The sequence below is a fragment of the Lysinibacillus sp. RU7 genome (genome assembly GCF_057837305.1).
Genome location: NZ_JBYQFK010000028.1, coordinates 16,029 through 29,516, shown reverse-complemented (window position 1 = coordinate 29,516; position 13,488 = coordinate 16,029). Strand labels below are relative to the sequence as shown.

The following is a 13,488-nucleotide window of genomic DNA, read 5'->3' as shown; positions in this document are numbered from 1 at the left end:
TCGATGTTAATTCACCTGCCCATCTTGTCCTAGCTTTTGGAGTATTTTTTGTCGTTCCGCTTCAAAGTCTACTGTTGCAGCTGTCGTTGGCGCTTGAGACAACCCTTCATCACGCTTATAAAACCAATCTGGTACTTTTTCTTCACGTCCGCTCGCCTTTTTATAAACCTGCTTTTGTGGCGTATTCGCTTTTGATTCGTTTTCCGCCTTCCATTTCGCATATTTATCGCGTTCCTGACGGGCTAAATCCATTGCTTCCTTAGCTGTCTTTAAATTTTTCCGAATCCAGTGATCGGCAATTTTTTCAACATATTTTGTTGGTAAACGCATGTCCGTAGTTAGCATAACGTATTCAAGTAATACATTCACTACACCTATTGGCATATTATGCTTCATGACTAAGTCTTCCGCTAACTGTACAGAAGCTGGAATTGGCTCTTTCCCATTATTAATATCCCGTAACACTTGAATCGGTGGTGTATTTTCTAAATAATGTAACAGTTCTTGTTCTTTCGAGCGCTTTACTTCAGTAGTTGCTTTTGATTGCTGTTCAAATGTTTTAGCTAATTTTGGTGCATCTTTTGAAATCGTAATTTTATAATAATCTGCTGCTGCCTTTTTCAAACGTTCTACCGGCAATCTCATTGTATCGTCTAACGCTAAGACAACGACCTTCTGCATTTCAAGTGGTGATAGTTTATATAAAAAAGCGAGCTTCGCAATGAGCAGACGAGCTTCAGCCGTCAGCGCACTTAAAGGTACGAGTTGCTCTGACAGTCCCGCACGTAACAACTCAAAATCAAATTGCTCATAATAAAACGGATAACCTTGCTCGATATCACGTTCGTCTAGAATATCTTGTGGCACATTCGTATGCACAGGTTTATAGACATCTGTAAAGGTACGGGTCACTTCGCTATATCCCCTCTTATCAACTTGCTTACAAAAACGGTTTCGTAGCTTGCGATAAGCCTGCTCACCAATTTTACTAAATAAAAACATGGAGAGTAATGGATCTACAAAAAAATCACGCGCTTCTAATGGCCGTACCAATTCGTAAATAAATGCGCGACTATCCTGCTCATCCTTTCTCCATGTACGTAGTAAACCGATTGCTTCAAGTGCGATACGTGCCTCAAAAATAGCACGAACAGGCATACCGAGCACATTCATTAAATAATAATGCGTCATCGTACCTGTTGCATGATCTTCTCCTTCAGCCCAAAGCGTTAAATATAAACTAATGGGGTCGGGTCCTGTTAACGGTTGATAAAACAACGTTAGTAACTGTCGTTCATTTGTTGATAAAGCTTGAGGGAGCGTAATTTCAAAATGATCCGTCGCGAGCAATTCCTTATACATATGAACCACTTGCTTCACTCCTCACTTCATTATTTTTCATTCGTTTGCTTTTGTAATATATCTTTTAGTTCATCAATAAAAACATTAATGTCCTTAAATTGGCGATAGACGGAAGCAAAGCGAACATAGGCTACCTCATCGATTTGGGATAAGCGATCCATGACCATTTCACCAACGTCTTCTGAACGCACTTCTGGATTGCCGATACGACGTAAATCCTTTTCAATGGAAAACACTAAGTCTTCCAACACTTCAAGTGCTACTGGTCGTTTTTCACATGCACGAATCAGTCCACGCAATACTTTTTCACGACTAAATTCTTCGCGTGATCCTTCCTTTTTAACAACTATTAATGGTGTCTCTTCAAGTTTTTCAAACGTCGTAAAACGAAAGCTACATGACTCGCATTCACGTCGACGTCGAATCTCCTTATTATCATCTACCGGTCTTGAATCAACAACGCGCGTACCATTGTATTGACAAGATGGACATCTCATATAAACATTTCTCCTGATTCATTTCGATTTATTACAACTATTATAACAAATATTCTCGGATGAAAAACAGACATCCCTTTTGTTATTTTAAAAGCTTTCTTCTCAACGAAAGCTTATACTTCTCTACGAAAAAGAGGCTATCGCATAAAGCGGATAGCCTCTATTGTAGCCGATGAAAAAGTAACAATTCAATATACATATCAAAAAAAACATCAGCTCAACCAAATTTCAGTCGAGCTGTGCTTTTTTAAATCAATTATGCTTTTACCTTAGCTAATTCATTTACTACTTTTCTCGCTAAGTCTACTACACGAGCTGAATAACCCCACTCGTTGTCGTACCAAGCTAATACTTTTACTTTACGATTGCCCATCACCATTGTTGTTAAACCATCAATTGTGGATGAGTAAGTTGTTGTATTGTAGTCAGATGATACTAATGGCTCCATTGAGAAGTTTAAAATCCCTTTCATTGGACCTTCAGCAGCCGCCACGAATGCAGCATTTACTTCTTCTACTGTTACATCTTTCTGCAAGTCAACTACTAAGTCAACTAAAGAAACGTTTGGTGTTGGTACACGAAGTGCCATACCGTGTAATTTTCCTTTTAACTCAGGTAATACTAAAGCTAATGCTTTTGCAGCACCTGTTGAAGTTGGAATGATAGAAGAAGCACAGTTACGTGCACGACGTAAGTCTTTGTGCGGATTGTCAATATTGTTTTGATCGTTTGTATAAGCGTGAACAGTTGTCATTAAACCGTTCTCAATACCAAATGTATCATTTAATACCTTCGCTACAGGAGCTAAACAGTTTGTTGTACAAGATGCATTTGAAATCACATCATGTTTTGTAATGTCTAATAAATTATCATTTACGCCAAGTACAACTGTAATGTCTTCATTTTTACCTGGAGCAGTTAAAATGACTTTTTTCGCACCAGCTTCTAAGTGCATCGCTGCCTTTTCACGGTCGTTGAATTTACCAGTTGCTTCGATTACTAACTCTACGCCCATGTCTTTCCATGGTAATAATTTTGGATCACGTTCAGAAACAAGCACCACACGTTTACCATTCACAATTAACGCATTTTCTTCTGTTTCAACAGTACCATCAAATGTACCATGATTTGTGTCATACTTAATTAAGTGTGCTAATGTTTCAGCTGGGTAGCTAGCATTGATTGCCACTACATTTAAATCATCTTGAACGATAGCTTGGCGGAATACCATACGACCAATTCGGCCAAATCCATTAATCGCAATAGAAACTGTCATATTATAAAAAGCCTCCTGTAAATTAGGTTATCATTTTATTTATTATATACGGTGATTAGTATAACACATTCTTCAAAAAGATGAACATTATTCGTTAAATATTTTAAAGTTCTTATTTTCTGAAAATAAACAGGCTGATTCATCACACAAAATGTAAGCATTTTAGTCCATATCGGTGATACGTAAAAGAGGATGTTTAGGAATTTTCCATTTCCCAAACATCCCCGAATTCATTATTGAATAATATCCCATTCCTTTAAAACAGCTTCTAATTGCTGTGCGGTTGATTCAATACTGCGATTATTATAAATGACTACATCTGCCCCTTGCTCTTTGACTGACATAGGTAGTTGCGAGGCAATGCGTGCACGCGCCTCGTCTTCCGATAAATTATTTCGTTCCATTAAACGTTGCAGTTGAATATCTTCTTTTACAGAAACGACTAAAATTTTATCGACAAAATGCTGTAATTTACTCTCAAACAAAAGAGGGATATCCATCACAATATGTTGTTCGCCCTTCGCTACATATTCATCACGTTGACGAATCATTTCTGTTCGAATGGCTGGGTGAATAATCTCATTTAATATTTTTCGCTTCGCTGGCTCATGAAAAATAATGGCTCCAACCTTTTCGCGATCCATCGTCCCATCTTCTTGAATTACGTCTGAACCAAATGCTTGTGCAATTTGAGCAAGCGTTTCTGTGCCTGGCTCAACAACTTGTCGTGCTACTAAATCTGCATCAATAATTGGTAATTGATAACCTGCTAGCATGTTAGCGACTGTACTTTTTCCACTTGCAATACTTCCTGTTAACCCAATAATCATCTACTGACACCCCTACTTTTGACAGCTTGGACAATACGTTGATGTGCGCCCTGCAATCACAACGGCCTCTGTCTCATTGTGACATACTAAGCACACTTTTTTACTGTACATTTTTAAACGGTCTTGCATGTTTCCTGCCCCACCATTCACACTGCGATAATCTGAAATCGTTGACCCACCATTTTCAATACTTTCGCGGAGTACGGCACAAATGGCTTCAAACAACTCCACTTTGTGTTCCTTACTAATTTGACTCGTTTTACGTGTTGGCAGAATTTTTACAGCAAATAAGCTTTCCGTCGCATAAATATTACCACAACCTGAAATCACTTGTCCGTCCATAATGACCTCTTTTATTGGCTTATTGGCATATTTCGGCTTTTCACATTTGGCTAAAAAATAATCACACGCATCTTGGTCAAACGGTTCTGGTGCCATTAACGTCAGCGGGGGATGATCTGCAATTTCCTTCACAAAACGCAACTCACCAAAACGGCGAATATCTGCATATACAAGCAGTTCACCTGTATTTAATGTAAACACTGCATGTACATGTTTCCGAAACTTCGGTTCAGCGATTTCATCTAAATGATTGACGACAAACCAAGCGCCTGACATTCCTAAATGACTAATGAGCAAAAACGACTCTCCGCCCTTTGATACATAAAGGAAAATATACTTTGAACGACGCATGACCCGCTCAATCTTCAACTCGGAAACGACAAGTTCAAAATCGGTAGGATGGGCATTTTTCACAATACATTGTTTCCCTTGCGCGGCTGCGTTATATACAACTTCAGAAAACATAACGCGCTTAATCGTTTTTCCTTCAATTAGGGGCTTCAAATCACGGACAACGCCTTCTACTTCTGGTAATTCTGGCATAATTCCTCCTTACTTCGCGTCATACCATGTTGGACCGTAAGAAAAATCAACCTTTAACGGCACCTTTAGCTCAATGGCATTTTCCATTACTTCTGGTACGATACGCTCTAACATTTCAATTTCCTCTTGTGGTACTTCAAAAATTAATTCGTCATGTACTTGGAGTAACAGCTTTGCTTGCAAACCTTCCGCTTGAAGACGAGCATCCATATCAATCATCGCCTTTTTAATAATATCTGCCGCACTTCCTTGAATCGGTGTATTCATTGCTGTGCGCTCTGCAAAACTACGTAAATTAAAGTTTGAACTATTGATTTCTGGTAAGTAACGTCGACGATTTAATATCGTTGTAACATAACCGTTTTTCTTCGCTTCTGACACGATCGAGTCCATATAGCCTTTTACACCTGGGAAACTCGCTAAGTAGTTGTCAATAAATGTCGCCGCTTCCTTACGTGTAATATCTAAATTTTGTGATAAACCGTAATCACTAATACCGTAAATAATTCCGAAGTTTACAGCTTTTGCCGCACGACGCATATTCGATGTCACCTCTTCAGGCTTTTTCACACCAAATACATCCATCGCTGTACGCGTATGAATATCCATCCCTTCACGGAACGCTTCTACTAGGGTCGGATCTTCGCACATATGCGCTAATACACGCAACTCGATTTGCGAATAGTCCGCTGCAAAAAGCACCCATCCTGGCTTAGATGGTACAAATGCTTGACGAATTTTACGTCCCTCTTCCAGTCGAATCGGGATGTTTTGTAAATTCGGATCCGTTGAACTCAAACGACCGGTTGCTGTTAACGCTTGTTGGAAGCGTGTGTGTACTTTCGCATCATTACCGACAACTTTCATAAGCCCTTCAATATATGTGGATTGTAATTTCGCTAGCTGACGATAATCTAAAATGTATTTTACGACATCGTGCTCAGCTTTTAATTTTTCCAATACATCTGCGGCTGTAGAGTACCCTGTCTTCGTTTTCTTAATGACCGGTAAACCTAGCTTATCAAATAAAATGACCCCTAATTGTTTCGGTGAATTAATATTAAAGGTTTCACCTGCTAGCTCGTAAATTTTTGCTTCAATTTCATCTAGTTTTTCCGCTAAGTCTTCTCCCATTTGCTGAAGTGTATCAACACGTACAGTAATCCCGCGTGATTCCATTTTACCAAGAATAGAGGCAAGTGGTAATTCTAAGTTTTTATAGAGCGCAAACTGCTCATTTTCTTTTAACCTTTTCTCCAGTGCTGGTTGCAAATGCCATATCGCTAACGCTTTTCGTGCTACATGCTCTGCAAGAACTTGTTCTTCTGGACGTGTCCATTTAGCGCCCTTTCCATATACCGTTTCATTTGACTGGACGTTTGTATAGCCAAACTCTTTTGCCAATGCTTGTACATCGTCACCTGAAATCGCTGGATTGACAATATAACTCGCTAATAGTAAATCAAATGTGACACCGCGCAATTCAATACCCATTCGCTGTAAAATGGCCTGTGTCGCTTTACTATCAGCTATATATTTTTCTTTCGTTTCATCTTTCAACCAAGCTATTAATGCTTCATTTGTAATCGTGTCGTAAATTGGCACATATAATGTATGCTGCCCATCTGTTAAGCTCATGCCAAACACTTTACAACCATGATAATGCTCATTTTCAAGCTCCACATGTATCGCCATTCGATTAGCTAACATAGTTGCTGTTACATCGTTCACGATTTCAACTGTAATTTCCGCTTGTTCCACTTGTTCCCCTTGGAAATCGCTTTTTTCAATTAACGATTTAAAACCAAGCTCTTTCCAAACAGTTAGCAATTCTTCCTCATTTGGTCCAGGATAATCTAGTTCAGCTAAGCCTATCTCAACGGGTGCTTCTGTATAAATCGTCGCCAACTTTTTAGACAGGTGTGCTTGCGCTTCATTCGCAACAAGCTTTTCTTTCATTTTTGACGCTTTCATCGTATCCATTGCCACATAAAGTGATTCAACGGAGCCATACTCTTTTAATAATTTAATCGCTGTTTTTTCACCAACCCCAGGAACACCTGGAATGTTATCTGAAGCATCGCCCATTAGTCCTTTCATATCGATAATTTGATGTGGCGCTAAACCGTACTTTTCTTCGATATGGGCAGGTGTATATTTTTCAATATCCGTAATCCCTTTACGTGTCACATAAACCGTCACATGATCATTTGCTAATTGCGTTAAATCTTTATCTCCGGATACGATTACGACTTCCATCTCTTCGCCTGTCGCTTGTTTAGCAAGTGTTCCGATAATGTCATCTGCTTCGTACATCGGCAATTCATAGCGTTTAATATTGTATGCATCGATTAATTTTCGAATATACGGAAACTGCTCTGACAGTTCAGGTGGTGTTTTTTGACGACCTCCTTTATACTCGCCATAAGATTCATGTCGGAATGTCGTTTTTCCTGCATCAAATGCCACAAGCATTTTTGTCGGCTGTTCCTCCTCTACAATCTTTTGTAGCATCATCGTAAAGCCATATGTTGCATTCGTATGAATACCTTGGTCGTTCGTTAAAAGGGGCAACGCGAAAAATGCCCTGTATGCTAAACTATTTCCATCTAAAAGTAGCACTTTCTCCTTTGTCATCGTATCATCCTCCGTCAATTCAAGTCTTCTCTATTGTAAAACATATGTACGTATTTTAAAAACAAAAAAAGATGCTAAGCTATTCGCTCGCATCTTACTTTAACTTTTTGAACTTATATTCTTTAGCAACCTTCTCTTCTACATAAAAAACTTCTTCATAGATTACCGTCAATAAAAACGCATTCATAAATGAGAAAATAATATATAATGGCATACCAGCTAAATTAAATTGCATAAGACTACGCGCAAATGTTTCGACAAATCCAATTTGTGCAAAGAAGAAAATCATCCCGATACCGACCTGCCAAATTGGTCGCTTATCTTCTCGCTTATTAAACCATAGTACTTTTTTAAACGCATTGCGTACATCTTCTGCAACAACTAAACATAATGCATAAACAATTAGGAAAAACACCGGCACAGTTAATAATTTTATATTCATGATGCTAAAGTCTGCTTGACTATACCAAGCACTAACTGAAGCAGCCATAGCAAAGGACAACAACACATTTTGAATAATTCTGTTCAACGTCTATTCCCCCATTCTAACTTCCTATCTAGTATAACAAGATTCTTGTTATTTTTTAATAGATTTTTGATTATTTATAAGAGGGAATAGTTAAGAGTATAGGAAAATTTCCTATACTCTGTTAGATAATTGGGTAACTATGAAAGTATATACGTAAACAAGCTGTTCTATAGTTTAAATTTCGTCATTTGTTCGTTTAGTGCATTGACCATGTCATTTAATTGGGTTGCGATACTATACATTTCTTCTGTTGAAGCTGTTTGCTCTTCTACTGATGCCACAATGCCTTGTGCATGTTCGGAAGAATTTTGAAGTAACGATACCGTCGTATTTGTCGTATTCATTACTTCACTTGAGCTTGCCGCAATCTCTTCAACAGTTGCAGTAATGGATTGAATCTCGTCACTCATGTTGTTAATCACTGTCACAATTTGCGTAAACGTTTCACCAGCCGAATAAATCGATTTACTTTCGCCCTCAATTTTTTGTACTACATCTGAAATCGCTCTAACCGATTCTGTGGAGTCGTTTCGCATGTCCGTAATCAGTGTCGAAATATTACTTGCTGACTTGGAAGATTGTTCTGCAAGTGAACGAATTTCATCTGCAACAACGGCAAAGCCTTTTCCATATTCGCCCGCACGAGCTGCTTCAATAGCCGCATTTAATGCCAGTAAGTTAATTTGATCGGCAATATTAGAAATAATTTTTGTAATTTCGCTTACTTCGATTGATTTATTATTCATTTTCTCAGTAATATCAAGTGAAGCACGAGCTGACTCATCAATCGTTTTAATTCCTTTTACGGATTGTTGGATGACGTCATTCCCAATAGAGGCTGCATTTGTTGCTTCATGTGCACTTTCCGACACATGATTTGACGCAGTCGAAATCGCATGAATTTGTTCAGAAATATTGACGATTGCCACATGATTTTGGTCGGCACCAGCAGAAATAAGCTCTGTAGATGTGGCAATTTCAGTAATTTTATCTGATACTTGACCAGATGTCATCGTCAGTTGCTCAAGGCTTTCTGATAAGTTAGTTGCGCCTTGTTGAACATGCTCAGACGTCGTTGCAACATGCGTCAATGTTTCCTTTAACTGTAGTTGCATATTTCGGAAACTATTACTTAATCGCCCAAGCTCATCTTCACTATTTAACGTAAGTTCTTCTGTTAAATCGCCTTGTGCTATTTTTTCTGTATACATTAATAATTTGCCAAGCGGTACATTGATACTACGTGAAACATAAAGGGCAATCCCAATTCCTATTGCCATCGCAATTGCTAATATACCTAGAATAAAAGTCGCAATTTTCTTTTCTAAATCAATAATAAAATCCGCATCAGAATCTAGTCCTAGCACAGAATCTGTATTCGGCACTTGAAAAAATGTAGAAATGTGATTACCGTAATCATCTTCATAAATTTCGCTCACAATTACATCGGTTGTCTGTAAAGCATCCGCTTGGTCTTTCGTAAACGCTAATGGTGTTAAGTATTCATCTGCATTCGATAATACTAAAATAACTTCCTCACCATCTACTTTACTCATAATATAAACATTTTCTAGACCAAATTCATTTTGAAAATCATTCGAAATCTTTTTTAGTTCTTCATACGCGGTTGGATCTTGTTTTGCCTGTTGAACTAACTCTCCATCTATTAAAGAATTATATTTTTCAAGTTTTAATTTTAAGCTATCTTCATACTTAGGTACTACATGTTCGTCAATCAGTGAATGTGTAATGTAGTTTAAAAACACCCCAAAAATACTACTCACTAGTACAACAGGAATAATGATACCTAACAATATTTTCATTCGAATCGTTTTAAACTTCTTCACTTTTCCATTTCCTTTCATCCTACTGTAATTGATACTGCTTATACGTTATAAATTGCATAAAGTCTAAATTTAAAATGTATGTATGCTCTGCTTCAGTTGGACTTTTAAAAAAGACGACCGCAAAAGTTGTTCGACCTTCTAACGGTAAAACACGATAATCCAATACCTCATTAAACTGTTTTTTTAATTCTGCATGATCAATGTGCTCTATATGTGATGGGTCAACGTGTTGATCAATTTCTGCACATGTAAAGCTATAAATAGCATCATCCATTTGAGAAATAATTTCTTCCCAATTTGGCTTGCGCTTTGAGAAATAATACTCATATGGATTGATTCCGTAAGCATAATAACCTAACTCTGTTGTTCCCTCTCCAGCAAACCGTAACGGATTGATTTCAATTGGAATAATTTCACGTGAAGGGGTTAAGCGAAGCTCAATATGTAAAGGTACGCTTTTTAATTGAAAGTTCTCGCCGAAATTTTTCAGATAGCGCTTAAACATATGGATTGTGGATTTAATGACCGCCTTACTTGTATAGTAAATTCGATCCCCTACATCATTACTGTCTTTAAATTTTCGAGCAAAAATGTTTAAAATGACAGGCTCTCCGTCTTCATCATAATAAAAATCAATAGCAAATTCTCTTCCATCAATATATTGCTCAATGATAAACTGTTCCTTTTCTCGTTCATTCACTTGTTCGTACGTATCCATAAATAATGTCATTGCTTGGCCATCGTTAAATTTATAAACACCTTCACTGCCATATCCAAATATCGGTTTTAATACGATAGGAAATGGTAGCTCATCCACATTCATTATTTTTAATTGCTCGAAAGAACAAGATTGGTAAAAGAAGTCCGGATACTTCGATGCTAGCAACTTTCGAAAAGCTATTTTATTTTTAAATAAATTAGCCAGTCTAGTTAATCGATGCTCTGGTAAAAGTTCGTTCAGTAGATTGAGCCCTACTTCAGCATTTACAATAATGGACTCATTTTGTTCAATTGATTGAAAAATGCAAGGTGCCTTTAAAAATCGTTGATGCTTCACATCATAAATCGTTTCTTCATGCGCTGATAGCACCTCAATAAGTAATGGAGATACATACGTTGTATCTAATAATATCAACTAAATCATCCTCCTAAACAGACAAAAATACCTATAATTAATTTCAACAGTATAAAGCCTTTTAGCCCAATAACATTATACCTAATTACAGGTAAAAAGATACTTTTTAGAATATTACAAAAAACGAAAAAACCGTAAAAGAATGGTATCTTTTACGGCTTTTCTCTACTTTAATCGATGTAACCTGATAAAATTTTAGCATAAGGTGAGTCAGATGGAAGAATAATAACGGTATCCTCATTAATTGTTTTCTTATAAGATTCTAACGTCCTATATAGTGAATAGAATTCTGGATCTTTCGAGAATGATTCATTATAAATTTTCGCAGCCTGTGATTCACCTTCAGCTGCAATGAGCGCTGCTTCTTTTTTGGCTGTTGCAAGCATTTCTTGTACCTGTTTATCAGTTTGTGCCATAATGCGGTTTTTCTCAGCATCCCCTTCAGATAAATACTGCTGCGCAATCGATTCACGCTCCGAAATCATCTGTGTATAAACAGATTGCTCGTTTTCAGTCGGTAAATCTGTACGGCGAATGCGTACGTCTACTACTTCTATTCCGTAATTATCGGCCTTTAATAGTTTATTCACTTGCTCTGTCACATTATCGTTAATAGAGCCACGCGAAGAGTTTTCATCATTAATAATTTCTTCATATTTTAACTTTCCTAACTCTGTACGCAACACAGAGTAAATAAACTCTTCCATACGCGCCTCAGCATTCGTTAAACTACGTGCGTTTGAAATCAGCGCTTTCGGATCTGTTACACGCCAAACAGCATAATTATCAATAATAATGCGTTTTTTATCGAACGTATTGATTTCTTCTTCTGTCATGTCATACGTTTGTAAGTTTTTCGGTAACGTTTCAATACTTTGGATAAACGGGATTTTCATATAAATGCCCGGGTCACTTTCAAACTTCACCACTTCACCAAATTGACGAACAATTCGATATTCATTTTCCTTTACAATGTATACATTAGCGATTGCAATGACTAGTGCTGCTAAAACCACACCTATTACAACAACGCCTTTTGTCCACTGTCTCATATCAATCGGCTTTTTATTTTTAGGGAGCACCGTTTGCTTTTTTGGCTTATTTGCAACTTCCTCATTGATAGGAGCATCTGAAGAACCCTCATTCGGCGTAATATCCTTTCGTTTCTTTTTATCTCCACCGAAAAGGTTACGTACGAACTCGTCTAAGTCTTTGTTGTTAGTCATCAGTTACCGCTCCCTTCTTCTGTTTTCGGTTGTTGCGTTTGGGCAGGTTGAATCGGTAAATATTTGAGTGTCTCCCCGTCATCATTCATAATATAAATTTGCGCATTCGGTAACACTTCTTCTAGCGTTTCAATCATTAAACGCTCTCGTGTAATGGCTTTATTCCCTGCATACTGCTCATATAGCTTATTAAATACAGCTACATCTCCATTTGCCTGCTCAATACGGGCAAACTTCTCTCCTTCTGCACGAGAAATAATGGCATCTTTTTCCCCTTCTGCTTCACTAATCTTTTGATTTGCATATTTTTTTGCTTCATTTATTTTTGTATTTTTTGTTTCACGCGCATCCGTTACAGCTGTAAATGCTGCACGCACTTCTTTATTCGGCAATTCAACATCCTGTAGCTTAACACCTAGTACACTAATTCCAATATCATATTTTTCAAGTAATGCTACAAGTAAATCACGTGTATTTGCTTCAATTTCTGCTTTTCCATCTGTTAATGCTTCATCAATTTTCGAGCTTCCAATTACAGAACGAATAGCACTTGACGTCGCACTATGTAAAATTTCTTCTGGATCAGTTGAATTGAATAAATATTTTTTCGGATCAACAATACGCCATTGTACAACTAAATCCGTTAACACAATCTTTTCATCACCTGTAATCATCTTGGCATCATTGGATACGGTATCGGAAGAACCATCTCCCTTTTGTTGATAACCAAATGTTAAGCTATATGTTTCACGTGATACTGTCTCTACTTTTTGGATAGGCCAAGGCATTTTAAAATGAAGACCAGGTGTTGTAATAAAGTCCTTTGCCTCACCAAATGTAATCACGACAGCTTGTTCTGATTCATCCACTGTATACCACGATGTCGTGACAGCTAGTAAGGCCACAATACCGAACAACCCAAGCCCGATCCACATCAACGCTCTTTTTACACTCATGTTGAAACCCCCTCTTTTATGTATAGTACATATACGGTCTGTACCTAGAGAAAGTTTCGAAAAAATTGGAAAAGTGATCCGCTTGCGTTAATAACACGAGCTGATTTCTTTTCTTATATACTCATAACGAGCAAATTTAAAAACACATATTACCATTTAAGTAACCGTTGCTTTCCGCTCCGGCACTCGCTTTCCACGGGCGAGATCAAGCCTCCTCGTCGCTCATCCTTCGCGCCTGCGGGGTCTTGATTGTCTCGCTTTTCCCGTAGGAAGGAAGCTTTGCACCTGCCGTTTCACTTCCGGTGCAG

The 13,488-nt window shown here is 37.7% G+C and carries 11 protein-coding genes; all 11 read right to left on the bottom strand.

Features of this window, described 5'->3' with window-relative positions; translation table 11 throughout:
* Positions 1 to 6: 6 nt before the first annotated feature.
* Positions 7 to 1,362, bottom strand: coding sequence for a replication initiation and membrane attachment family protein (locus AC3II9_RS17595; protein ID WP_489157570.1), 1,356 nt, complete (start codon positions 1,360 to 1,362; stop codon positions 7 to 9).
* 29 nt (positions 1,363 to 1,391) lie between these two features.
* Positions 1,392 to 1,859 carry a transcriptional regulator NrdR gene (nrdR, locus tag AC3II9_RS17590; RefSeq protein ID WP_489157528.1) on the bottom strand — a complete coding sequence of 156 codons (468 nt, stop codon included), beginning with the start codon at positions 1,857 to 1,859 and terminating at the stop codon, positions 1,392 to 1,394.
* Positions 1,860 to 2,115: 256 nt separating this feature from the next.
* Entirely contained in the window at positions 2,116 to 3,135 is a 1,020-nt protein-coding gene (locus tag AC3II9_RS17585) for a glyceraldehyde-3-phosphate dehydrogenase (protein ID WP_489157526.1), read from the bottom strand.
* 233 nt (positions 3,136 to 3,368) lie between these two features.
* The gene (gene coaE / locus AC3II9_RS17580; RefSeq protein ID WP_489157525.1) at positions 3,369 to 3,965 is read right to left on the bottom strand and encodes a dephospho-CoA kinase; all 597 of its coding nucleotides are present in this window, start codon (positions 3,963 to 3,965) and stop codon (positions 3,369 to 3,371) included.
* Between the two features lie 12 nt (positions 3,966 to 3,977).
* A complete protein-coding gene (gene mutM / locus AC3II9_RS17575; protein WP_489157524.1) occupies positions 3,978 to 4,850 on the bottom strand; it encodes a bifunctional DNA-formamidopyrimidine glycosylase/DNA-(apurinic or apyrimidinic site) lyase in 873 nt (290 codons plus the stop codon).
* A 9-nt stretch (positions 4,851 to 4,859) separates the two neighbouring features.
* Positions 4,860 to 7,487, bottom strand: a complete 2,628-nt coding sequence (gene polA, locus AC3II9_RS17570; protein WP_489157522.1) for a DNA polymerase I — start codon at positions 7,485 to 7,487, stop codon at positions 4,860 to 4,862.
* A gap of 94 nt (positions 7,488 to 7,581) precedes the next feature.
* A complete protein-coding gene (locus AC3II9_RS17565) occupies positions 7,582 to 8,016 on the bottom strand; it encodes a DNA polymerase I (protein ID WP_489157521.1) in 435 nt (144 codons plus the stop codon).
* Between the two features lie 167 nt (positions 8,017 to 8,183).
* Positions 8,184 to 9,863 (bottom strand): methyl-accepting chemotaxis protein, encoded by a 1,680-nt coding sequence (locus AC3II9_RS17560; RefSeq protein WP_489157519.1) that lies wholly within the window; start codon positions 9,861 to 9,863, stop codon positions 8,184 to 8,186.
* Positions 9,864 to 9,882: 19 nt separating this feature from the next.
* Positions 9,883 to 10,998, bottom strand: coding sequence for an ATP-grasp domain-containing protein (locus AC3II9_RS17555; RefSeq protein ID WP_489157518.1), 1,116 nt, complete (start codon positions 10,996 to 10,998; stop codon positions 9,883 to 9,885).
* 170 nt (positions 10,999 to 11,168) lie between these two features.
* Positions 11,169 to 12,224 (bottom strand): protease modulator HflC, encoded by a 1,056-nt coding sequence (hflC, locus tag AC3II9_RS17550; protein ID WP_489157516.1) that lies wholly within the window; start codon positions 12,222 to 12,224, stop codon positions 11,169 to 11,171.
* Positions 12,224 to 13,180 carry an FtsH protease activity modulator HflK gene (gene hflK / locus AC3II9_RS17545; protein WP_489157514.1) on the bottom strand — a complete coding sequence of 319 codons (957 nt, stop codon included), beginning with the start codon at positions 13,178 to 13,180 and terminating at the stop codon, positions 12,224 to 12,226. Before hflK ends, hflC begins: the two co-directional genes overlap by 1 nt.
* Between the last annotated feature and the right edge of the window lie 308 nt (positions 13,181 to 13,488).

What these genes read in the sequence shown, in the direction of transcription:
- coaE (WP_489157525.1), bottom strand. Translation starts at nt 3,965, where the DNA reads ATGATTATTGGGTTAACAGGAAGTATTGCAAGTGGAAAAAGTACAGTC.
- AC3II9_RS17595 (WP_489157570.1), bottom strand. Translation starts at nt 1,362, where the DNA reads ATGTATAAGGAATTGCTCGCGACGGATCATTTTGAAATTACGCTCCCT.
- hflK (WP_489157514.1), bottom strand. Translation starts at nt 13,180, where the DNA reads ATGAGTGTAAAAAGAGCGTTGATGTGGATCGGGCTTGGGTTGTTCGGT.
- mutM (WP_489157524.1), bottom strand. Translation starts at nt 4,850, where the DNA reads ATGCCAGAATTACCAGAAGTAGAAGGCGTTGTCCGTGATTTGAAGCCC.
- hflC (WP_489157516.1), bottom strand. Translation starts at nt 12,224, where the DNA reads ATGACTAACAACAAAGACTTAGACGAGTTCGTACGTAACCTTTTCGGT.
- polA (WP_489157522.1), bottom strand. Translation starts at nt 7,487, where the DNA reads ATGACAAAGGAGAAAGTGCTACTTTTAGATGGAAATAGTTTAGCATAC.
- nrdR (WP_489157528.1), bottom strand. Translation starts at nt 1,859, where the DNA reads ATGAGATGTCCATCTTGTCAATACAATGGTACGCGCGTTGTTGATTCA.
- AC3II9_RS17585 (WP_489157526.1), bottom strand. Translation starts at nt 3,135, where the DNA reads ATGACAGTTTCTATTGCGATTAATGGATTTGGCCGAATTGGTCGTATG.